The sequence below is a fragment of the Streptomyces aureus genome (assembly GCF_000725495.1).
GTDB lineage: Bacteria > Actinomycetota > Actinomycetes > Streptomycetales > Streptomycetaceae > Streptomyces > Streptomyces aureus_B.
The window spans coordinates 1-21,291 of the sequence record NZ_JNZD01000050.1; the positions used below are offsets into that span (position 1 = coordinate 1).

General features: G+C 68.6%; 22 protein-coding genes and 2 pseudogenes. 13 read left to right on the plus strand and 11 right to left on the minus strand.

Annotated elements, in window-relative coordinates; all coding sequences use genetic code 11:
• The first annotated feature begins 378 nt into the window (after positions 1–378).
• A complete protein-coding gene (locus tag IO36_RS35170) occupies positions 379–645 on the plus strand; it encodes a PadR family transcriptional regulator (protein ID WP_245173594.1) in 267 nt (88 codons plus the stop codon).
• Positions 642–1,394 (plus strand): hypothetical protein, encoded by a 753-nt coding sequence (locus IO36_RS49240; RefSeq protein ID WP_158997677.1) that lies wholly within the window; start codon positions 642–644, stop codon positions 1,392–1,394. Before IO36_RS35170 ends, IO36_RS49240 begins: the two co-directional genes overlap by 4 nt.
• 190 nt (positions 1,395–1,584) lie before the next feature.
• Here IO36_RS49240 and IO36_RS48635 read toward each other — a convergent pair whose 3' ends face one another.
• Positions 1,585–2,046 (minus strand): hypothetical protein, encoded by a 462-nt coding sequence (locus IO36_RS48635; RefSeq protein ID WP_245173595.1) that lies wholly within the window; start codon positions 2,044–2,046, stop codon positions 1,585–1,587.
• Complete coding sequence (locus tag IO36_RS48640) at positions 2,022–2,540, minus strand: hypothetical protein (RefSeq protein WP_245173596.1); 519 nt, start codon at positions 2,538–2,540, stop codon at positions 2,022–2,024. The genes IO36_RS48635 and IO36_RS48640 overlap by 25 nt, the downstream gene beginning before the upstream one ends.
• Positions 2,541–3,409: 869 nt before the next feature.
• On the opposite strand from IO36_RS48640, the gene IO36_RS47555 reads away from it, so the two are divergent.
• The 9 genes and pseudogenes from IO36_RS47555 (at position 3,410) to IO36_RS35225 (ending at position 11,300) form a co-directional block, all read left to right on the plus strand.
• Entirely contained in the window at positions 3,410–4,813 is a 1,404-nt protein-coding gene (locus IO36_RS47555; protein WP_167347438.1) for a hypothetical protein, read from the plus strand.
• Between the two features lie 9 nt (positions 4,814–4,822).
• Entirely contained in the window at positions 4,823–5,836 is a 1,014-nt protein-coding gene (locus IO36_RS35190; RefSeq protein ID WP_078943641.1) for a DUF4238 domain-containing protein, read from the plus strand.
• 106 nt (positions 5,837–5,942) lie between these two features.
• A complete protein-coding gene (locus tag IO36_RS47560; RefSeq protein WP_037626217.1) occupies positions 5,943–7,304 on the plus strand; it encodes a hypothetical protein in 1,362 nt (453 codons plus the stop codon).
• Positions 7,305–7,383: 79 nt separating this feature from the next.
• A complete protein-coding gene (locus IO36_RS49245; RefSeq protein WP_158997679.1) occupies positions 7,384–8,049 on the plus strand; it encodes an ApeA N-terminal domain 1-containing protein in 666 nt (221 codons plus the stop codon).
• 36 nt (positions 8,050–8,085) lie between these two features.
• Complete coding sequence (locus IO36_RS49250) at positions 8,086–8,580, plus strand: HEPN domain-containing protein (protein ID WP_158997681.1); 495 nt, start codon at positions 8,086–8,088, stop codon at positions 8,578–8,580.
• 35 nt (positions 8,581–8,615) lie between these two features.
• Positions 8,616–9,447: pseudogene (locus IO36_RS35210) on the plus strand (IS5 family transposase).
• On the plus strand, positions 9,437–9,973 hold the full coding sequence (locus IO36_RS35215; protein WP_158997683.1) for a hypothetical protein: 537 nt from the start codon (positions 9,437–9,439) through the stop codon (positions 9,971–9,973). The pseudogene IO36_RS35210 and the gene IO36_RS35215 overlap by 11 nt, the downstream one beginning before the upstream one ends.
• 60 nt (positions 9,974–10,033) lie before the next feature.
• Entirely contained in the window at positions 10,034–10,360 is a 327-nt protein-coding gene (locus IO36_RS35220; protein WP_051901186.1) for a glycine-rich domain-containing protein, read from the plus strand.
• A gap of 88 nt (positions 10,361–10,448) precedes the next feature.
• The gene (locus tag IO36_RS35225) at positions 10,449–11,300 is read left to right on the plus strand and encodes a phosphotransferase (protein ID WP_051901187.1); all 852 of its coding nucleotides are present in this window, start codon (positions 10,449–10,451) and stop codon (positions 11,298–11,300) included.
• Positions 11,301–11,677: 377 nt separating this feature from the next.
• Here IO36_RS35225 and IO36_RS35230 read toward each other — a convergent pair whose 3' ends face one another.
• The 5 genes from IO36_RS35230 to IO36_RS35250 form a co-directional block, all read right to left on the minus strand.
• On the minus strand, positions 11,678–12,046 hold the full coding sequence (locus tag IO36_RS35230; protein WP_037626225.1) for a hypothetical protein: 369 nt from the start codon (positions 12,044–12,046) through the stop codon (positions 11,678–11,680).
• A gap of 1,145 nt (positions 12,047–13,191) precedes the next feature.
• Positions 13,192–13,560: a TetR family transcriptional regulator C-terminal domain-containing protein gene (locus tag IO36_RS35235; RefSeq protein WP_051901188.1), complete on the minus strand. Its 369-nt coding sequence runs from the start codon at positions 13,558–13,560 to the stop codon at positions 13,192–13,194.
• Positions 13,561–13,706: 146 nt separating this feature from the next.
• Positions 13,707–14,015, minus strand: a complete 309-nt coding sequence (locus IO36_RS35240; RefSeq protein WP_209441311.1) for a VOC family protein — start codon at positions 14,013–14,015, stop codon at positions 13,707–13,709.
• Between the two features lie 186 nt (positions 14,016–14,201).
• Positions 14,202–14,747 carry a TetR/AcrR family transcriptional regulator gene (locus IO36_RS35245; RefSeq protein ID WP_037626227.1) on the minus strand — a complete coding sequence of 182 codons (546 nt, stop codon included), beginning with the start codon at positions 14,745–14,747 and terminating at the stop codon, positions 14,202–14,204.
• A 1-nt stretch (position 14,748) separates the two neighbouring features.
• Positions 14,749–15,447 (minus strand): type 1 glutamine amidotransferase domain-containing protein, encoded by a 699-nt coding sequence (locus IO36_RS35250; RefSeq protein WP_037626229.1) that lies wholly within the window; start codon positions 15,445–15,447, stop codon positions 14,749–14,751.
• A 227-nt stretch (positions 15,448–15,674) separates the two neighbouring features.
• On the opposite strand from IO36_RS35250, the gene IO36_RS35255 reads away from it, so the two are divergent.
• Positions 15,675–16,583, plus strand: coding sequence for a LysR family transcriptional regulator (locus tag IO36_RS35255; protein ID WP_037626231.1), 909 nt, complete (start codon positions 15,675–15,677; stop codon positions 16,581–16,583).
• Positions 16,584–16,958: 375 nt separating this feature from the next.
• On the opposite strand, the pseudogene IO36_RS45270 reads toward IO36_RS35255, so the two are convergent.
• The 3 genes and pseudogenes from IO36_RS45270 to IO36_RS35265 form a co-directional block, all read right to left on the minus strand.
• A pseudogene (locus IO36_RS45270) lies at positions 16,959–17,181 on the minus strand (transposase); the annotation flags it as partial.
• A 173-nt stretch (positions 17,182–17,354) separates the two neighbouring features.
• The gene (locus tag IO36_RS48650; RefSeq protein WP_037626233.1) at positions 17,355–17,570 is read right to left on the minus strand and encodes a hypothetical protein; all 216 of its coding nucleotides are present in this window, start codon (positions 17,568–17,570) and stop codon (positions 17,355–17,357) included.
• Positions 17,571–17,632: 62 nt separating this feature from the next.
• Positions 17,633–18,667 carry a GDP-mannose 4,6-dehydratase gene (locus tag IO36_RS35265; RefSeq protein ID WP_037626235.1) on the minus strand — a complete coding sequence of 345 codons (1,035 nt, stop codon included), beginning with the start codon at positions 18,665–18,667 and terminating at the stop codon, positions 17,633–17,635.
• A 225-nt stretch (positions 18,668–18,892) separates the two neighbouring features.
• Between IO36_RS35265 and IO36_RS35270 the strand changes: the two genes are divergently transcribed.
• Complete coding sequence (locus tag IO36_RS35270; protein ID WP_037626238.1) at positions 18,893–19,666, plus strand: thioesterase II family protein; 774 nt, start codon at positions 18,893–18,895, stop codon at positions 19,664–19,666.
• Between the two features lie 136 nt (positions 19,667–19,802).
• On the opposite strand, the gene IO36_RS35275 is transcribed toward IO36_RS35270, so the two are convergent.
• Positions 19,803–21,291, minus strand: a 1,489-nt coding sequence (locus IO36_RS35275) for a type I polyketide synthase (protein ID WP_037626240.1), incomplete at its 5' end; no start/stop codon positions are given.

A 21,291-nucleotide genomic window follows, 5' to 3' on the forward strand; every position in this document is an offset into this window, starting at 1 on the left:
CCCCAACGGCACCTCGAACCGGCACGTCCCGGGACGCCTGCCGGGCCTGGGACGCCATGCCGATACGCGGAAGGGACGTCGGAGCGCTGTTACGTTTCTCGGCGCCCGGCGGCAACTCGCCGCCCCGTCAGATCCGTTCACCGCCCGCTTGCCTCGACCTGCACGCGGACCGCCTTCCTCCCGAGCGATCCGCAGCCACCTGCCCAAGCGCGGCATCCGGGCGGTGATCCCGGTCCCGGCCGACCGCCGCGCCCTCGACTGCCGTCTCGACCGCTGCATCCGTCTGTCGTACTCGACATATGCTCCACGCGGTGCTTCACTCGTGATATGGCATCAATTCGACTTACACGCCCGACACTTGAGGTGATCAAGGTGTTGATGGCGTCCACCCCTGACTCCCCCGCCTGGGGTCTGAAGATCTGCGAGGAGGCCGATCTCGGGTCCGGGACGGTGTACCCCATCCTCGAGCGCCTGGTCGACGCGGGCTGGGCCACCCGGTACGAGGAGACCGGGGAGCACCCAGGCAGGCCCAAGCGGTACTACTACGAGCTCACGGCAGTCGGCCAGCAGGCGGCGCGCGAGGCGAGGGAACGGAAGCCGCGGTTCTTCGGGCTGCGCGCCAGGGCTGAAGGGGGCGCAGCATGAGTACGGAGGGGCAGCGTGAAGAGGACGACCGCCCCGGGTTGCTGGCCGTTCTCGCCGTTCTGATCCCGATCCTGACCGGAACGGCGACCGCGATCTTCGTGCTGGTGGGCTACGGGGTGAAGCTGCTCGATCCGAAGTCGGCGTTCGGCCAAGACATGCTCAGCGGCGGCTGGCTCTTCGGTGCGATGACGGCACTCGCGATCCTGGTCGCCACCGCCAGCCTCTTGATCACCGCTCTACGCAATCACTCGCCGGGCGCGGAGGAAGGGACCCCGGCCTCCTCCCACACTCCTACGCGTCCAACGCCGGGCCGGGCCGCCCGCCGGACCGTGGACCTCGCCTCCTTCGTGGCCGGCCGACACAGGGCACACCTTCGGCAGGAGTGGGCAGCGGTCCTAGCCGGCGATCCGGGAAACGGCATCGTCCTCTCCCCCAGCCGCAGGGCGCGTTACGCCCTTGGCTTCCTCTGGGCGGCATTGCGTATGCGCCTACGGGACCTGGTCGCTCCCCTGTGGCTGCCGGTCGACTGGCTGCTCTCGAAGGAATCACGAACGAACGGACTGATCACCGCGGCCGTCGGCACCCAGGTCGTCTACATCCAGCACACGGACGGCCTGCACACCCTGCTCACCGAGGGCTGGGGCTGGTGCGCCGGATGCGGCATCGCCCTGCGCCTTCTCGTCGGGTGGCTGCGCCGGATCAGGGGCATCGAACTCGCCTCGGCGCGCGAGCACGCCGAGGGCGGCTAGAACTAGGGCGGCCCGTGGCCGTGGCCATCCCTCCCCTCCCCGCTCCTCGGGCTCAGCAGGCCCCCCTGCCCCTCCGCACTGCTTCTCGTCCGAGCTCCCCTGACCCGCCGCCGCAGTCTGCTAACCGCGCGCTGAGCCTCTCGTTGACTTGAACGAGTGACGTCGGCGGGAAGGGCAGAGCGGTGCGGAACTACTCGACTGACGCCTCTCCCTGCTCGGCGGCCTGCCGCTCGCGACGCCTGGTTCGCATACCGTTGCCAGGCTTGTCCAAGGCCTCCCAGTCGGGTTCCGGGCCCGGGTCCTCGCGGGCACCTTCGTCACCTTCAGCCCCGGCGGCGCGGCCGCGTGTGTGCTGCCCGGTGTCGCACGTCAGCAGCCGTACTTCGCGGGCGGCGAGGGGCTGGATGGCCACGGCCCGGTCGATGATCTCGTCGTCGATGATGGGCAGCCGTACGTGCCCGGGAGGGTCCAGCACGATCTCCATGTTCACTTCGCCGCGCCAGTCAGCCGGTTCCCCTCTGTTGTCCGCGTAGCGCAGGATGCCGAAGGTCGAGCCGTTGAGCGTGGCGTCCAGGAGGCCGAGCGTGTGGGAGGCCCGGTAGCGGGCCCGGTGCTTGCCGGAGTCCTTCAGACCGTCCAGCTCGTCGACCACGGCGATCGGGAAAAGCAGGCGGATGTGCTCATTCGGGGGGGATGGAGGACCTGGTGCAGGTCAGCGTCGGCCAGCCGTTCCGGGTTCTGGATGTAGAAGCTGGAGTCGGCAACGACGTACCACTCCCGCCCGTTCCAGTGCGCGGTCTTCTTCTCGAGTGCTGCGGCCGCGGCCTCGAGTTCCTGGACCCGCTCGCTCACCTCGAGGTCGACGAGCCCGTTGACAAGGCCCTGCTGCTCGGTACCGGCGAGGGTGCCGCAGCTGTGCAGCAGCGACTGGTAGCGAGGTGTCAGAACCAGGCGGTCGATGTCCTTGGCGCTGATCTTCGAACGCAGCATGTCGGCCGTGCTGGTGGCCCATTGCAGGTACTTCAGGAGGCGGGAGAATCCGGTGCCGGCTGCCGGACCGCGCAGGGCCAAAGCGGTCAGGCGTACCTGGGCGAGGACATGCTGGATGCTCCCGCGGTCGGCGCCCGGGAGGGGTGTGATGAGCATCCGCTGATCCTGCCAGCAAGCTCCTGACGGCACCGGCGCTCTCCTGGAACAGCACACGCCGTGGCTGGCGCATTCGCAGGACCCCCGCCGGCTGACCTACGACGACAGCCCGCTGCAGGAAGCAGTACGCCTGGGGCGGGCTCATTGCGACGTCGTCGTCATCGTCGGCAGCCCCAACTGGCCAAGGACTCCACACGTCGACGCCTTCATCGTCCTCGCACCCACGGACGGCGTGCCTCTGGTCGAGAGGAACTGCTTTCTGCCAGGCACACAGATCCCCGCCGTCGAGCACCCCCTCACACCGGAACAGAGTGCGGTTCTCCTGCGGGAGCGGCATCTGCGGTTCCTGCACACCAGGCCGCCATCCCTTCGCCGGACTCATCACCGCCGGCCCGACCCTGCCCATCCCGCACGAACCCACCTTCCTGAGAGCCGTGCAGGCCAACATGGCAGCCGTGGGCATTCCGCTGCTGGGGCACGTCCAGCACGCGCGGTGGGGCCCGTCCGCACGTGAAGAGCCCCTCGGTGGCCAAATTCGCGCACTGACCGCCGACGATGAGGGAATCAAGGGGACGGCCCAAGCCCTCCTTCAGCGGTGGACCGCAATCGCGTAGAGAACGCGGTGACCGAAAGCTGAAAGACCTGGGGAAAAGCACGGATCTGAGCATCAAGCCGCTTACCGAAGGGGCCGGAGACCATACGACCCTCAGGGCGCCGTCACGGGCACCGGTGCTGTGCGCCGGTAACGGGCAGGACAGCGCACGCATCAGCAAGGGATCCTGGAGCGCATGACGTGGGCAGCAGGAAGTCGCACCGTACGGGACAGGGACTATGTGGCGCGGGTGCGGAGGCACCGGCCCAGCGCTCTGGTGCCGCTGATCGCGCAAGCGTCGGCAACCTGGTCGCTGGAGCCGTCGTGGTTGGAGAGCCCTGACCGGAAGTACATGCCGTGGGCGCTGGCTGATGCCGCGCGTGTGTCGCTGGCGTGCGGGAACGAGTACCGCAAGGACGCGAGCGATGCCGACCTGTCGCAGATTCTGGACATGTACGCGCGGCTTGAGGACTACTTTCTTCGGGACACCGATGAGGATGCTCTGGGCCGGTGGCTGCTGCGCGCATCCGGGGAGCAGATGACCTATCAGGAGCCGGTGTTCCAGGATCTGGCGCGTGCAGCGGCGATGCTCACGCAGACGCCGGGGACACGTGAGGCGCGGTGTCTGCGTCCGGGCTGGGAGGAGGAGTTGCTGGGCACGAGTCTGTCGCACTACGTCGGTATCGCCCAGTTGCTGTGGGCGTCGGCGATCAGCTGCGGGGGCCGGTTCGATCCCGCCTCGCTGGAAGCGCCCGGTGCGGAGCGGATCTGTGCGGAGATCCCGGCCACGACCATCATGTCGGTGGCCGAGAAGCACTTCGTGATCGATGCGGCCGCCTTCCGGCAGGCCAACGACCGGGCCCGGATGACTACCGATCCGCTCCTGCGCCGCTTTGAGTTCAACCCGCTGCGCGGCACACCCCTGGTGAAGGGCTACGGCCTGGGGTTCCTTGCACCGGTCAGCCAGCTGATCCCGGCCAAGGCGAGCCCGCTGGGCATCTACTACACCGGCGTCGCCCGGTTCGGCAACGCCTTCGCGCAGGACCTGGGTGATCTGTTCGAGGCCTACGTCGGCCGCCAGCTGGGGCTGCTGCCCGACGCGACGGTCCAGCCGGAGATCGTCTACGGCCGGGGCAACGCACTCAGTGTCGACTGGATCGTCGTCACCGAGGAGCTGGTGCTGTTGGTGGAGGTGAAGTCCGTGCGGCCCACCGCGCATCTGCGTCTGGCCAACGAGCGGCGGGTCGACGAGGCGAAGCGCATGCTGGGCCACGCCTATGAGCAGATCGACAACACCGCCGCTTTGATCGCGAGCGGGCAGAAGGAGTTCGCCGAGGTGCCCACAGACCGGCCCGTGCACGGGCTGATCGTGACGATGGAGCCGTTCCACATCGTCAACGCCCCGGTGCAACGGCCGCAGCTGCCGGCCACCACGGTGCCGGTCACGGTGTGCAGCATCAGCGAGCTGGAGAACCTGGTCACCATCACCGACGCCCCCGTCGGCCGACTCCTGCTGGAGCGGGCTGCCGACCCGCAGCGCTCCACCTACAACCTGCGTGAAGCACTCCCAGACCACGCTCGCGCCCGGAACCCCGTGCTGGATGCTGGCTGGGACAGCTACCCCTGGCGCCACGCCGCGGCGGGGCAGGTGCCGTCCGATCCCGCCGGTGCAGGGCTGTAGGGGGCGAAGGTGGGAGCGAACACGGCCAAGGAGCACCACCTGGTGCCGCAGTACTGGCTGCGGGCCTTTGCCGAGGACGGACATGTACTGGGACGGTGGCGGACCGGTGCGGAGCATCGCACCCCGGTGCGGCGGGCTGCCGTGGCCCGGCACTTCAACACCGACCCCCTCGCCGAGGGCGAGCGCCGTGTGGCGCTCGAGACCTACCTGGACCATCAGGTCGACGGCCCGTGCGCACCAGTTCTGCGTGCCCTGAGGGAGGGGCGAGCTGCGCTGGCGGAGGTGCAGGATGCGGTAGTGCTGGATGCTCTGGCCTGGCAGGTGGTGCGCACCCGGGTGTTCCGCTCGTTCGACGAACAGGTCGGCCGGCATCTGTTCCCAGCTGTGTGGGCGGTGGAGGAAGTCGGCTTCCACGAGGAACGGCTAGGGCGGCCGCTGTCCGAGGCGGAGCGACTGGAGGTGTTCTGGGCGGCCGTGCACTCGGCGCCCGACGCCTCGGCGGTGGACGATCCTCGATCGGCGCTGCGGGCTTCGATCCGAGGGTTCGAACGAACGCGAAGTGTGCTCGCAGCCCCGGGCCGGCGGCTGGTGCTGCTGCACTCCGCCGAGCCGCTGCTGATACTCCCCGACAGCGGGGTGGCACTGCGCCGCAAGGACGGCAGCTTCTCCCTGACTCCCCCGCTACTCCCGAAGACGATCGAGGTGTTCGCCCCGCTGTCGCCGACCTGTTTGCTGATCTCCACGCCGCGCACCCACTACAGCCCTCGCAAAGGCCTCACCCGAAAGGTCGCTGCCAAAGCGAACGCCGGAGCGGTGGCCTGGTGCCAGGACGCCGTCTACCGCCTGCCGTCCATGCCCTGGCCTCCTTCCCATCGGCTCACCGAAGATCCGCTGACGGTCCGGCCGCCACAGCTGTCTGCCGTCCCCGCCCAGCACCCGCCCGGCCCGACACCTTCTCACCCCGACATCCGCAACGCCGATCTACGGGCCATCCTGGAACAGCTCGCCGCTGTCCGCTCCTAACCGCCGCTGCCGGCTACCGATACCAATGCCGGACGCCGAAGGTGTACGCCTCCGAGGCGTGACGACGCATTCCGAAAATTCCTGCGCCGCTTGTCGGCGAGCCTTCATGCTGACCGACATGCACCCTCGCGACAAAGAGATATGGCACGCGATCGACCAGGGCGACCGCGCGATCGACTGGCAGGCGTGGTTCGGTTCTCCCGAGGGCGCCACCTACCTCTCCAGTGCAGGTCACGAGGTGACCGCACGTGCGGTGGCCGGCCTCACCGCCTTCTTCGACAGCCGCTGGCTACCCAAGGCGGTGACTCCCTCCCCTGCTTCGGGCCGGGCCAGTGACACGTTCGTCAGTCTGGGCCGACATGCACCGGTGCTCCAGTACCTCGCCGGAGCGGAGCGGGGAGCCTGGGTGGAAGCGATCCGCTGGTGGGCCGCGTACGCCTACCTTGAGGAAGCGGGAGTGCCTGGACTGACTGCGGTCAGGCGCGATGCCCGCCGCGATGTGACCCTGTCCCGGTTCCTTCACACCCAGACGCAGGCCCGGCTCGCTCTCCTGGGGGCGTCCCGCGGACACCGGGTCGAGCTGGAGCCGACGAAGGCCAGTGGCGGTCCCGGCGACGTCAAGATCGGTCCGGTCTTCATCGAGGTTGTTACCTTCGCCGAGGACCAGAAGTTCCAGGACTATGAGGAGTTCCGTCAAAGGTGCCGGTCACACCTCTTCACTCTGGACAGGGAGATCTACTGGGAAGGCGACTTCCCCGAGCAGCTCAACCGTCACGACTTCGAGGCATGGAAAACGCGGACCGAGGAAGCTGCTAACGAGTGCGCGGTGTCGGGCGCAGTGGTCGACGTCCTCAGCAAGGGCGGGAGTCGGCTGACGGCCCACCCCGGCCAAGCTCCTCACGGCACCACCCTGACCGGACAAACGGTGGAGAGTGACCAGGGCCAGCGCCTCTTGAGCAAGGTGCGCGGCAAGTGCGCCAAAACGGCGGGAGCGGGCACCGCCTGGATCTGGGTGGAGGACCACAGCGGCCTCTTCCACTTCCCCATGCCATTCGCCGACTTGACGCTCGCCGCCAAGACCGACGCCCTCGCAGACCTGCTCGGGCCGCTGTTGGTGGACTACGTCCACGTCGCCGGGATCGTCGTATCGAACGCTGCCCGCCGACGCCTGCCACTGCCAAAGGACGAGGACGCGACGCGGCCAGCCGCGCAGGGGTTCCTCCGAGGGCTCCCCCTCGACCGGGTTCGCGAGACGATCGTGATCCCGCGCAGAATTCTCCTGCCCGAGCAGACGAGCGTGATCGCTCGAATGTGTGATACCGAAGCTGCCTTGCTCGACTGGGCGTTGGCGAAGCTCGGCATCCCCGGAGGCGTGATGTCGCTGCTGGCCGACTCCTCGCCACGGCCCAGGACGTCCCCGCTGTGGACACCAGGACAGTCCGGCCCCTCACCGCCGGGTGGACGATAGGAGTTGAGCAAACGCCGGCTGCGCCCATCGAACTTCAACGTCAGATGACGCAGCTGGCGAGCGACCTATGGAGGGGATCGTGGGAGAGCAGCGGCATGGCGTTTGGTGGACCCCTGATGCACCGACGGTGCGAGTACCGGGGGCACTGAACCGCATCGATGACGGATGGCAACTCGACCTCATCGGCACCCTGCTGACGGACTGGGGCGGGGACACAGGGCTCCGGCTGGTCCCGCCGACCACTATCTGGGGTTCCTGCCTGGGCACTCTTTACACGCTCCGGCACTGCTACCTCAACGACGTGACCGGTGTGAACCCCGACGCCACTGAGAGCACGGATGACCAGTGGGTGATGACGTGGAGGGTCGGCAGCCTCGTCCGCGGAGGCCACGTCACCGAAGCAACCCTCTACTCCGCCGCGTCATTCGAGATCACCGGGCTTCCGGCGTGGTGGCCGTTGAGCGGGCTGCGCGGTCCCCAAGTACGCCCAGAAACCTACACCGCACCCGCCGACGTCACCGTCCCCGTAGACGGTGGATCGATCACCATCGGCGTCCGGGAGGAAATCCATCAGGGCCGGCGCAGGAAGTCGTTGCGTGAGCGGGTGGCTGCCATGGTCGACAGACCCTCCGGGTCCACTCTGGACGCCATTGACAGGGATGTTGCGCGGCCGCTGAGGGCTCTGGTCGCCATTGGGGTCGACGAACCGGTGAGCGTCTTCAACCTGCGCGTCTTTCCGGAATGATTCCCCGACGGAGGTACTCGCCCACACGTCCTCGACGTGGATCCTCATGACGGCGAGGAACCCGAAACGCTTCCCTCCCACATGGTGGCCCCGCTCCCTTTGGCCCCCGACGTCGCGGACATGCCGTCGTTCCTTCCCGCATGGCTGGAGGTGGCACGCCGCTGCTCAGTCCCGCTGGACGCGGTGGAACCCCGTTCGTCGCGCTCGGACTCCCTCCAGCTTCAGCTCTTGGACGTCGTGAACGCGGCCGAGACGCTGCATCGGGCGCTGCATGCCGAGCCGACCGAACACCCCTTCGCAGAACGCGTGAAGGAGGCTCTCAAGCAGTCGGAGTCGCTCACATTCACGGCCCGTGAGCGGCGGACCGTACGTGACGCGGTCAAATTCACGGAGGTGTCCCTGGACCGACGCCTCCGCACGCTGGCTGAAGACCTCGGGCCGGAGGTCTGCACGTGGCTCTTCCACGATGCCATCCAACCCTGGGCCTTCGTCACCGCTCGAATCCGCAACGCGCTAAGACACCGTTTCTAATGGTGTGATCACTCGTTGAGCCGTGCATGACTGATCTGGTGGAGCGGTTGGTGCCGGACGAGTTGTGGACGCTGTTTCGGCGGGTGGTCCCGTCGACGGAGGTCATACGCCCGCAAGGCGGCGGGAGACGGCGGGCCGGTGACCGTGAATGTCTGGCAGCGATCATCTTCGTGGCCACCTCGGGCTGCACGTGGCGGCAGCTTCCGCCGGTGGCGGGCCGGCCTGGCCCACCGTCTACCGGCGCTTCGCCCAGTGGAGCCGGGACCGTGTCTGGGCCCGGCTCCACCGCGTCATCCTCGACGAGCTCGGTGCTCGGGGCGAGCTGGACTGGTCGCGGTGCGCGATCGACTCAGTCAGCCTGAGGGCCGCAAAAGGGGGCCGTTGACCGGACCGAATCCGACCGACCGCGGCAAGCCGGGATCGAAAATCCACCTGGTCACCGACCGGAACGGACGGCCGATCTCGCTGGGGATCTCGGGCGCCAATATGCACGACAGCCTCGGCCTTGAACCGCTCGTGCGCGGGATCCCACCCATCCGGTCCCGCCGCGGCCCACGCCGACGAAGGCCGGCGAAGCTGCACGCGGACAAGGGCTACGACTACGACCACCTGCGCCGATGGCTCCGCAAGCGCGGTATCCGCCACCGCATCGCGCGCAAGGGCATCGAGTCCTCAAAACGGCTCGGCCGACACCGCTGGGTCGTCGAACGAACGGTCTCCGGGCTCGCTGGCTGCCGCCGTCTGCACCGCCGCTACGAGCGCAAGGCCGAACACTTCCTTGCCTTCGTCGGCATAGCCGCAGCCCTCATCTGCCACCGCCGGCTCACCTCGTGCCCGCCAGTACTAGCCTCCAAGAGTGACCAGTGAAGCTGCCGTATGGCACCGGCTCGCCGCACTCCTACCGCCCGAAGATGCCCAGGAAGTGCTGGAATTCTGGGGCATCGGCGAACAGGAAGGCGGCCTTGAGCTGCTCGTCTCTGCCCTGCTAAAGCACCAAGTGGCCATAGATGAGACCACCCGGGCCGAGATCGCCATCGTCGCCGAAGCCTGGGGAATGTGGCCCCTGCCGCTGGGACCCCTCCTCTCCCAGTGCCCCGGCAACGGAACCGCATCAGCCCTTCAGCTGATCGAAGACACGGCCAGATCACCCTTGCCCGGAACCACAGTCGGCCTGCCCGATCACCTCCTCCTGATCCCCTGGATCAGTTGCACAGCGTGTGGTCGGGCTCTGGCCCGAGCCCACACCCGCGAGCCCTGGGGCGACCTGTCCTACACCCCCGAGCAGTACGTCATCCTCGACACTGACCAGGGCGTCGCCCTCCAGGTCCTCACCCAGGGAAGCGGCTGGGACGCACTGATGGCACTCCGCACCTCATGCGAGAGGCAGCCATAAGAAACGACCTCTAAGTTCCCCCAGCTGACCGAGGAGAAGGCAGACCGAGGCGCCGGCCAGATGCTCGCCTTCCTCGCCGCATGCGACTACGCCGACCGACCGCTCAGCCCCTCACCGCTCGTCGACGACTTTTGGCACGCCTTCCTGCTCCACACCAAGGCGTACGCCGAGTTCTGCCAGCAACGGTTCGGCCGCTTCCTGCACCACCAGCCCGGATTCCTCGACAAGGACGAGCACGGCGGCGGCAAGGCCCTGCGCGCGCTGACCGCCGACTCGATCACCCTCGCCGGGTACGAGATCGACATGGAGTTCTGGCCCGAGCTGGACGTCGCCGACTGCTCGCAGTGTCACGCGAACTGCTCGGACAGCCCCAACCACCCGAAGTAGTCCCCCCTTGTCGGTCCTCGGTCTGTGTCACGCTGTGGCCAGGCCGGGGACCGACCCCGTTTCGCTCGACCAACGCAGGAGACCGCGGGTGGACCGCATCGAATGGCACGACCTACCGGCAACGACCCGGGCCGCCGTCGAGCGACACACAGGCCCCGTCGAGACGGCCGAGACCGCGCCGCACGGCGTCATGTCCCGGCTCGCCTGCACCGTCCACACACCAGCGGGGCGAGCGTTCATCAAGGGCACCCGACACGACGACCCACAGGCATGGGTGTACCGCCACGAAGCGCGGGTCACCCGATGCGCGCCCCTCGCACCCCGCATGCTGTGGGAGGCCGACGCCGGCGGGTGGACGCTCTACGGATACCAGTACATCGAGGGTCGGCACCCGGACCTGACTCCCGGGTCCGACGATCTCGCCCCCCTGCTGCGAACCCTTACCGTCGTCTCCCAGACGGCATGGCCCGAGGAACTGAACAAGAGGCCGCTTCACACACGATGGACTGAATTCCTGCCCGAGGATGTACCGCCCGGATTGCAGGGCCGAGGACTCGCCCACACGGATATGTCCCCGCACAACATGCTGATCACCCGGGGCGGGGAGCTACTGCTACTGGACTGGGCCCTTTCCTGCCCTGCTCCGACGTGGGCCGACACGGCGCTCACGGTGCCCCGACTCATCTCTGCTGGCCATACACCGGAACAGGCGGAGACGGTCGCCCGGCAGGTTTCCGCCTACCGTGCGGCCGACCCTGCAACCGTCACCACATTTGCGCGCACCGTCTACGCCGCGTGGGAAGACTGGGAACGCACGCGCCCAATGCCCCACAGGGCCGCTCTCACCGCCGCCGCCCGGACATGGGCCACGCATCGCGAGAAAGGGCGCGCCAGACGGGCACGCACGCCCCCACTCCTTGATCGGCCACGCCGCCTCTGATCCCCCGCGGGGGCGGCGCGGTCCCCTGGGCACACAACGGCCCCGGTTCCTCCCAAGGAGGTGCCGGGGCCGCCGTCGCATGTACACACCTCGCGGCCCACCTGTTCTGCACGCTCTATCCTCGGTCAGCGCCGCGGGAAGCCGGGTGAGCCAGCCGGGCTCCTGCCGTACTGACGGCGGTCGCGACGGCGCGTGCGGTCGGCCTCGACGCGCGATGACCTCCCGCTTCGAGACACTGCAGCGCCGCCCACTCGGTCGGGCCTGCATAGAACGGCTCGAGGGCCGGCACCGGCTCGGGGTGGTCCCGCGCCAAGGACAGACGGAGCGGGGCGCCGATCAGGTGGATCACACCGGCCACGGTCGCACCCCGCGGGTTTTCATCCCCTCCTGAGCCGGAGCGTGATCGAGGCGGTGATCCCGACCTTGACACCCGGGCCGGGACTGCTGGAAGCGACGGTCCAAGCGCCCAACCCGCTGCCCGGGTCGGTCATCACGTCATGTCCGTCGGGCGCAATCGCCTGGATGTCGCCGAAGCACTTGAGGTCCGCGCCGAGCGGGTCGAACGGTTGGCCTTGGAGGTCGGGCATGGGCTGGGGCCAGTCCTGCGCCCGGCAACGCGCGTCGACACTGTCGGCTGCGTACGAGGGTGAGGACTTGGGACTCTCGGTCTGCGCGGCGCTTCCGCACGCACCGAGGACGGAAGCGAGCAGGACGGTGACGGCGACGATGACGGCACGGCGTTGCATGACGGATTCCCCTCCGCGTGAGCTGGCTAGTTGATCGGTCCGGTCCGGTGTCCGGCGCATCGGACCATCCAGCCCGTCTGCGAGCGGTTCGCATCAGGCCCGCCCGTCGCAGGCCTTGAGTCTGAGGCGCCGTTGGCGCCTACGGCTCCACCTCGGCGATGGGCTGCGGAACCGCAGCGGGCGTGCTCGGTCGTGAGGCGAACGCCGGTGGTTCTTGCGTGCATAGAGCCCCCAAGGACGGTTTTGAGCGCCGCCATTGTGACCCTGGTATGACTTGGAGTGAATGATCACAAACGCTTCGTGTCGTAGCTGTGACCAGCGGAAGCGCGGAATGCCCTCATACCGCGGATGCAGGAGGTGCCGAGCTCTCGGCCCGCGCCCGGCGCCGGACCGCTCGATAACCATGGCCCTTGGGGCAGCCGTCGGTGGATTTGCGCAGGGAACTCTGAACGATCAGAGGCCGCTCTCGACTCAGCGTTCCTTGCCGAAGGGGTGGTCACAACCGTCGTTGGGCATGCGGATGTGGTCACCGCGGTGGCCTTTGTCCTGACTAGTGGTCTTGAGGGCCTCCGGGCCGTGGGGATGGCTGCTCACGACCAGGCAGCAGCTCCCCTGCTGCTCTCGTAGTCCCGCAACGGAACACGGCGTGCCAGCGTGCCAGATCCCGCCCTGACCCGGGCGACGGCTTCCCGAGGGGAGACCGCGGTGAGGGCGCCGCTGCGAAGCGGCTCCGGTCCGGGATGCATGAACTGCCGGCGAGTCGACCGCCAGAGCGGCGAGACTTGGCAGCTCACGAGCCCGACTGCACCCTGCATTTCGCTGAGGGGTGTGCGCCGCCGAGAGGCTGCCGGCGCATCCTGTGGCGGTATCGGACGATCCACACTGGGGCGAACAGACCTCGTGTGGCGGGATCACCCTTGCGCATCAGGGCCGGCAAGCAACACCTGAACTGTGATCCATCCACTGAGCCTGTCACGACCTCCGACACGAAAACGTGTCATCCCGAAATCGGCCCTCGGCCCAACATCTACGGGGCTTCCTTGTCGATCCGGCCAGAGATACACCCGTGCAGGGTCCCCGACCCGCACCCCGCCTGCCACCGTGTCCTCACCCTGCACAGGGCCGAAGCCGGAACCGGCACAGCATTACAGAGCGGGCGTCTCCGGCAGCCCGGCGAGCCGGCGCAGCGGTCCCGTCACCGGGATGGACGCCAGTTCCGGATCGATGATCCGGTGGAGCACCAGCCCGTCGAGCAGCGCGAGCAGTGCCACGGCGGTGGCCTCGGCGTCGCCGGGATCGGCGCCGACGGCCTGCCGCTGACCGGCCACCCAGCGGGCCAGCGCGTCACGGCCCTCGTAGAGGACCCTGCCGAGTTCCTCGCGGAGCCGCTCGTGCCGGGTGGAGGCGAGCAGCGTCTCAATGAACAGCGTCGTGTTCTGGCCGCCCGCCGCGTACCGGGCGATCTCGTCCAGGAAGAACGCGAGGCCGGTCCCGGCGCGATACGTCCAACCCATGGCGCGAAAAGGGCAGTTGACGACCTCCGGCGTATCGGGTCCGGAACGTACCCTCCGCCGGGCGGGCGACCGCCCGAGCGGTCGCGCACCCCGCCGCCCCCCGTCGTCGTGGTCGGGGCCGCGCCGCCGGCTCGGATGCCGTCCGCTCAGGTCCAGCCGAGCCCCGGCCGATAGCTGCCGAAGGTCCACTCGTTGCCCTCGACGTCGAGAACGCGCGCACGTCGTGACCCCCACGGCGTCGCTTCCGGCGGGATCACGTTCGTACCGCCCGCCCCGACGGCGCGTTCGAACAGGTCGTCGACCTCGTCGGTGCGGAGGTAGAGTCCCCGGCCGGTGGACTGCCCCTTCAGGGCAGGCCTCTCGTAACCGGCATCGTCACTGGCCACCATCACCACCACCTCCCCCAGGCGCAGCTCCGCGTGGACAACACGATCGCCGTCGTCCTGCCGGACCACGGTGCCGAAACCGAGACCCCAGCCATCCGATCCCCGCCTGCGCGTCGCGATAGCTCAAGTAGCCGAACAACGAGGGCTCTGACACCACGGCCAAACTCCTTCCACACGCCCCGAACGGCCGAGGCCGACACGAGGCTGACGACATCCCGTACGTCACGACGGGGGCAACAGCCGCTCGGGCAGGACTCAGGGAGCCCGGTCGGCCAGCCCGGCGCACAGCGCGTCGGACGCACGGGTGAGCAGGGGACGCGCGTCGGGGGTGTTCTCCAGTCCGACAACCAGCGACACGCAGATCTGCGCCGCGTCCTCCGGGTCTTCGACGCCCGACCGGCGCAGCAGGTCGGTGAGCAGGGCGTGCAGGTCGCTCGTGAACGTGGTGCAGATGTCGCCGAAGAGACGGGCCTTTGCGTCGAGCAGCTCGGCGGTGTGCTGGGAGTCGCCCCGCAGGTGCAGGACCAGGTCGAGCTTGGCCTCCAGCACACCGCGTACCCGGTCCGCGATCGAGGCGTCCGCGGATGCCGCCTTCCTCGCCCGCTCCAGCGCCTGCTCGTGCAGGCGCACGGCCAGCAGCCGGAAGGCGGCATCCTTGTTGCGGACGTACAGGTAGACCGCCGACCGCGACACACCCATCTCTGCGGCGATGTCGTCCATCGTGGTGCGCCGCACACCGAACCTGGTCAGACAGGTGTAGGCGGCGTCGAGCACCTCCTGGGTACGGTCGGCGGCAGCCATGTCAGGCCAGCTTCTTCAGCAGCTCCTGCGCCAGGGGGGCGGAGGAGGCGGGGTTCTGACCGGTGACCAGGTTGCCGTCGACGACCACGTTCGGCGCCCACGGCTCTCCGACCTGGACCTCCAGGCCGGCCTCGCGCAGCCGCGTCTCCAGCAGCCACTTTGCCCGGTCGGCCAGCCCGGCCTGGGTCTCCTCGACGTTCGTGAAGGCGGCGATCTTGCGGCCCTTGAAGGAGTTGCCGCCGTCCTCGCCGACGGCGGCGAGCAGCGCGGCCGGGGCGTGGCAGACGACGCCGAGCGGCTTGCCGGACTCCAGCGCCCGGGTCAGCAGTCTTCCGGAGGTGGCGTCGACCGCCAGGTCCTCCATCGGCCCGTGTCCGCCGGGGTAGAACACGGCATCCCAGTCCTCCAGACGCACGTCCTCCAGGCGGATCGGGTTCTTGATCTCCTCGATCGAGGCGAGCGTGTCCGCGATCTTCTTCGCGCCCTCCTCTCCCCCGTTCACCTCGGCGGCGAGGCTGCCCCGGTCCACAGTGGGGACGACTCCGCCCGGGGTGGCGACGGTGATCTCGTGGCCCGCCCCCTTGAGTGCCTCGTAGGGAGCCACCGCCTCCTCGGCCCAGAAGCCGGTCGGGTGCTTCGTGCCGTCCGCCAGCGTCCAGTGGTCGGCGCCGGTCATCACGAAAAGGATCTTCTTCGACATGGTGCACTTCTCCGAGGGTCGGTTTCGACGCGCTGACGCTGTGGACTCAGATCGTCAGCATGCTGATGTCCTCGACGCTAAACCCGCTCGGCCCGTGCGACCAATGACGAAACCGATGCGACGTATCGACGATTCGATGGGTACACCGGCGGCCCGATCCACGACGTCCCGCTCTCCCCGGCGGCGGCGCGCTCCCGGGACGCCCCCGGGTCACCTACCCTCGGCCCATGAACGAACGGGATCCTCACCGGCCCGGCACCCTGGATCTGAACCAGTTGCGCACCTTCCTCGCTGTGCACCGCACGGGTTCCTTCACCGCCGCCGCACAGCAGCTCGGCCTCTCACAGTCGACCGTGACCACGCAGATCCGCGCTCTGGAGCAGCGTCTTCACCACGAGTTGTTCCAGCGTCGGGCGCGGGGCGCGGCTCCGCTGCCGTACGCGGACGAACTCGCCGTACGCCTGGCGGCACCCCTGGACCAGCTGGCCCGCGTCACCGACGAACGGCCCGCGGCCGCGTCGGCTCCGGTCCACATCGCCGGCCCCGCCGAATTCCTGTGCTCCGTCGTGATTCCCTCGCTCGCGTCGCTGACGGCCGACGGTGTCCAGCTGCGGGTGGCCACCGGGCTGACCGAGCCGCTGCTGGAGGAGCTCCGCGCCGGACGCCACGACCTCGTCATCGCCACCCAGCGGCCCCGCGGACGCACTCTGCACGCCGAACCGCTCTTCGACGAGGAGTTCGTCCTGGTCGCGGCCCCCGAGTGGGCGGAGCGGCTGTCCGGGCGGGAACTGCCGAACGCCCTCCAGGACCTTCCGCTGGTCACCTACGCGGAGGATCTCCCCATCGCCCGCCGCTACTGGCGTCACGTGTTCGGTCGGCGGCTCCAGGCCCACGCCGCCCTCACCGTCCCCGACCTGCGCGGCATCCTCGCCGCCGTCGGCGCGGGCATGGGGTGGAGCGTCCTGCCGCGCTACCTGTGCCACGCCGAACTCACGGCCGGTTCGCTGCGTGTGCTCCACGACCCCGAGGACCCGCCCATCAACACCGGCTACCTCGTCGGCCGCCCGGGGCTTCCCGCACATCCGGACGTCGCCCGCGTCCGCGACCACCTCATGGCTGCGGCACTCAATTGGTGAGTCGTCCGGCTGCCGGTCCGCTGATACTTCAGCCGCACTTGCTTCGGCCAGCGGTCCGGCTGGTCGTTGAGATGCTCATGGGCCGGACGTCACGGTGGGGACCGTCCCAGCCTCCTGACCGCTCCAGCCGGAATCGACACCGTGCCGCCGCAAGCAGCAGGCAGTGTGCGCCCCAATCGGGCTGATTCACGATGCACAATCTCAGCGTGGAGGGCGTCGTACTGGTCGGCGCCGGAGAAGCTCGTTAAATCCGGAGGTGGCGTGGGGTGACGACGGGGCGGCTTGGCCGTAGGCCGGTCATAGGCGCCAACTGACTTTCTGGAGGCTGGAGATGACCCGCAGCTTCTTCAGCAAGGCCAGGTGCAGTTCGTCCTAGACACCGGCTTCATTCCACGCGGCCAGTTGCCGCCAGCAGGTCACGCCCGAGCCGAATCCCAGCTCCTGGGAGCAGATACTCCCCATGGAGCCCGGTGTGCGGCACGAACAGGATCCCGCACAGAGCCTGCCGGTCCGGCACTCGAGGCCTGCCCTCCACCAGCTTCGGACCCGGCCCGGGCAGCAACGGTTCGATCAGTGACCACAGTTCATCCGACACGATCCACGGACGCGACTGACGTTTCCCCACGCACAGACCAACGACCACCCCAGCTGAAAGTCACATGATCAACAGCTTCTGTTAGTGTCCTAAGGGCGCACGTACGGGGTAGGGCAGGCCGCCTGCAGCTCGGCCGCGGCCTTCTCGTCGGGGCAGGCGATCACCGAGGCAGCAGGCTATCCGCTCGCGGTCGCCTGGGCGAGGTTCGGGCCGGACAGCACCGCGATCCGCTCGAGGCCGATACCCGCTACGTGGTGGATCACCTGGAACATCCGCATGCCGGAGCGCGTCTCGATGCCCTTCATCAGGCTGACGAGGACCGCGTCCGACTCGATGTGTGGGGCCCAGGCGGCCAGGTCGAGGGCATCGACGGATGAGCAAGTCGACTGCACTGTCCAGGAGTTCGTGAGGGGGCGTCCGAAGGGTGTGGCTGGTTGGCGCCTCGGTCGGCGTGTCACCAGCTGTCGGCAGCCGCCAGCAGCTCGCCGTAGTCGCGGGTCCGCGTTGCCTGCTCTAGATCCGACTCGACCATCAGCTGCACCAGTTCCTCGAACTTCACCGTGGGCGCCCAGTCCAGCGCGGCCCGGGCCATGCTGGAGTCGGCGCACAGCGTCTCCACTTCGGCCGGGCGGACCAGCGAGGGATCGATCACGACGTGGTCCTCCCACTTGAGGCCCACGGCGTCGAAGGCGATCTGCACCGCGTCTCGGACCGAGTGCATGACGCCGGTCCCGATCACGTAGTCCCCGGGCTCGTCCTGCTGGAGCATCAAATGCATCGCCTTGACGTAGTCGCCGGCAAAGCCCCAGTCACGCACCGCGTCCAGGTTGCCCAGCGCCAGCTTGTCCTGCATTCCCAGCCTGATCCGAGCGACGGCCAGTGAGATCTTCCTGGTCACGAACTCGGGACCACGACGCGGGGACTCATGGTTGAACAGGATTCCGGAGACGCCGTACATGTCGTACGACTCACGATAGTTACGGGTGATGAAATGACCATAAGCCTTGGCCACCCCGTACGGGCTGCGGGGATGGAACCGGGTCGATTCCCGCTGCGGAGTCTCCGCGACCTTCCCGAACATCTCCGAGGAGGACGCCTGGTAAAACCGGATCCGACCGGAGCGGGCCGATCGGGACGCACTCAGCCCGCTGACCATGCGAATGGCTTCCAGCATGCGGAGCACACCGGCGCCGTTGACTTCGGTCACCAGTTCCGGCTGTTGCCAGGACATCGGCACGAACGAGACGGCTCCGAGGTTGTACACCTCGTCAGGCTGGACGTAGTCCAGTGCCGAGACCAGGCTGGCCTGGTCTGTGAGGTCACCGTGCGCAAAGGAGAGATCAGATGCGAGGCGGCTGACCCGTGACTTTCGCGGGTTGGCCTGGCCCCGAATCAGACCCCACACCTGGTAGCCCTGCGCCAGCAGGTGTTCTGCGAGGTACGAGCCGTCCTGACCGGTGACCCCGGTGATAAGTGCACGCTTGGACACGACATTCCCTTCCGCCGCGACGGGAAAAATGACCGCTACGCGCCGTGAACGTTCGCGGGAGCAGTCCCTCGCAATGACATTCACAGCCTCAAGACCGCAGTGTCAACGAAAGTCGGAGCACCCTAGTGCATCACTGGGAATTGGCACGTTCATTTCCCGGGACTGGGGATTCTCCAGTCAGGAAGGGGACCTACTCGCCTCTGACGACTGCCCAGAGGAGACCTCATGCCCATCCCCGGCACCGACGCGGAGCGCTGGCTGCGCCGCTTCAAGCCCAACGCCAGCAGCCGCGTACGGCTCGTCTGCTTCCCGCATGCGGGCGGCTCCGCGAGCTTCTACCACCCCGTCGCGATGACCCACGCGGCCGCCGCCGACGTCGTGGTCCTCCAGTACCCCGGCCGCCAGGACCGCAGGCATGAGCCACTGGTGCTCAGCGTCGGGGAGTACGTCGCTCGCATCGGGCCGGTACTAGAGCGGGAAAGGCCGCTGCCGACTGTCTACTTCGGACACAGCATGGGTGCGGTGCTCGCGTTCGAGACAGCCCGCGCACTCGCCGACACGCCCGCCGCGCCACGCGCGATCGTGGCATCCGGCCGGCGCGCGCCGGCCACACACCGCGATGAACGGGTGCACCTGCGGAACGACGAGGGCCTGCTCGACGACATGCGGAACCTCAACGGCACTCAGGCGGACCTACTGGGCGACGAGGAGATCATGAGGATGACCTTGCCGGCGGTGCGCGGCGACTACCGGGTCATCGAGACCTACCAGGCCGTGCCGGGCAGCACGGTCGACTGCCCCATCACCGCACTGGTGGGGGACGACGACCCGAAGACAACCGTCGCGGAGGCCGCCCGATGGCGCGAACACTCCCGCGCCGCTTTTCGCCTCCGCACGTTCCCCGGCGGCCACTTCTACCTGGCTGAGCACCAGGCCGAGGTGAACGCCGAGTTGGCGGCCACGCTGTCCGCCGTCTCCGAAGGGTCCGCCATCAGGTAGTCGTTCCCGGGCCGGGCAGGGCTGCGAGCTCGTCCCTTCCGAGCCTTCGGCGGTGAGGCCCGGGTGATCACACCCGGCCCTCACCGCCCACGCATGCCCGAACAGGCGCCCGCTGCCACGACGCGCTCCTGGGCCCTCAGTTCAGGCCGAGCTCGTCATCGAGCATGCGGAACATGTCGTCGTCGGTGGCCGACTCGACGTCGAAGCCGTCTTCTTCCTCTTCCTGTCGACCTGCCGCCCACCTGCCGCGGAGCACTTCCAGCCGGCCGGCGATCTGCCGACGCAGGCGCTCGTCGTCCACCGTGGTCTCGTCCAGCGCGCGCTCCAGCCGTTCCAGATCCGCCAGCAGCGCGGCCGGCCCGGTGGGTTCGTCGGCGACGAGCCTGGGCAGCAAGTGGTCCACCAGATCCGCCGGGGTCGGGTAGTCGAACAGCAGTGCCGCGGGCAGCCGTTGCCCGATCTCCGCACCGATCCTGTTGCGGAACTCCACAGCGATCAGCGAGTCGAATCCGAGGTCCTGGAACCGCCGGTCCGGTGAGAGCTCCACCGCGTCGCCGTGCCCGAGGACGGCGGTGGCGTGCTTGAGGATCAGTTCAAGCACCAGCTCCGGCCGGTCGGCCGGCGCGGCCGCGCCAAGTGCCGCGACGATCCCGCCACCGGCGTACGCGGTGGCCGCCGTAGGGCGGGCGGGGGTGCGGACGAGGCCGCGGAGCAGTGCCGGTACTTCGCCGGAAGTCCGCAACGCGGCCAGGTCCAGCTTGACCGGCACCATCGCCGGGCCGCCCGCCGCGTCGAACAGAGCCAGCCCCTCGGCACCAGCCAGGGGCAGCACACCCGAACGCCGCATCCGTGCCACATCGGCCGCGGCCAACTGCTCGGTCATGCCCGCGCCCTGCTCCCACGGACCCCACGCCAGCGACACTCCCGACCAGCCCAGAGCCCGACGATGAACCGCCAGCGCATCCAGGAACGCGTTCGCGGCCGCGTAGTTCGCCTGCCCCGCCGCACCGAATGCACCCGCCACCGACGAGAACACCACGAACTGATCCACATCCCCGACCAGTTCATGCAGATACCACGCCGCGTCCGCCTTCGGCCTCAACACCCCATCCAGCCGCTGCGGCGTCATCCCCTCCAACACACCATCGTCCAAAACCCCGGCCGCGTGCACCACACCCGACACCACACGCCCGTCCAGCACCTTCGCCAACGCCGCCCGGTCCCCCACATCACACGCCACAACCTCCGCATCCGCCCCCAGCCCGGCCAACTCGGCCACCAACTCCGACACACCCTCCGCCGCCGGACCACGCCGACTCAGCAGAAGCAACCTCCGCACACCGTGCTCGACCACCACATGGCGCGCCACCAACGCAGCCAGACCACCCGTACCACCAGTGATCAACACCAACCCGTCAGCACCCCACGGCTGACGCTCGCCCTCGTCAGCCCCAGCCCGGCCCTCATCCCCCGCAGCCCGGACCAGGCGGGCCGCGAACGCCTCACCCCCACGCACCACCACCTCCGGCTCACCCGTGACAACCGGATCCCCATCACCCTCGACATCCACCAGCCAGAACCGACCCGGCAACTCCCGCTGAGCCGACCGCACCAGACCCCACACC

Excerpts from the sequence above, each read along its gene's own strand:
- IO36_RS35170 (WP_245173594.1), top strand. The coding sequence starts at position 379 with ATGGCGTCCACCCCTGACTCCCCCGCCTGGGGTCTGAAGATCTGCGAG.
- IO36_RS35230 (WP_037626225.1), bottom strand. The coding sequence starts at position 12,046 with ATGCAACGCCGTGCCGTCATCGTCGCCGTCACCGTCCTGCTCGCTTCC.
- IO36_RS35250 (WP_037626229.1), bottom strand. The coding sequence starts at position 15,447 with ATGTCGAAGAAGATCCTTTTCGTGATGACCGGCGCCGACCACTGGACG.
- IO36_RS35235 (WP_051901188.1), bottom strand. The coding sequence starts at position 13,560 with ATGGGTTGGACGTATCGCGCCGGGACCGGCCTCGCGTTCTTCCTGGAC.
- IO36_RS49240 (WP_158997677.1), top strand. The coding sequence starts at position 642 with ATGAGTACGGAGGGGCAGCGTGAAGAGGACGACCGCCCCGGGTTGCTG.
- IO36_RS48640 (WP_245173596.1), bottom strand. The coding sequence starts at position 2,540 with ATGCTCATCACACCCCTCCCGGGCGCCGACCGCGGGAGCATCCAGCAT.
- IO36_RS35255 (WP_037626231.1), top strand. The coding sequence starts at position 15,675 with ATGAACGAACGGGATCCTCACCGGCCCGGCACCCTGGATCTGAACCAG.
- IO36_RS35270 (WP_037626238.1), top strand. The coding sequence starts at position 18,893 with ATGCCCATCCCCGGCACCGACGCGGAGCGCTGGCTGCGCCGCTTCAAG.
- IO36_RS35245 (WP_037626227.1), bottom strand. The coding sequence starts at position 14,747 with ATGGCTGCCGCCGACCGTACCCAGGAGGTGCTCGACGCCGCCTACACC.
- IO36_RS35220 (WP_051901186.1), top strand. The coding sequence starts at position 10,034 with ATGCTCGCCTTCCTCGCCGCATGCGACTACGCCGACCGACCGCTCAGC.
- IO36_RS47560 (WP_037626217.1), top strand. The coding sequence starts at position 5,943 with ATGCTGACCGACATGCACCCTCGCGACAAAGAGATATGGCACGCGATC.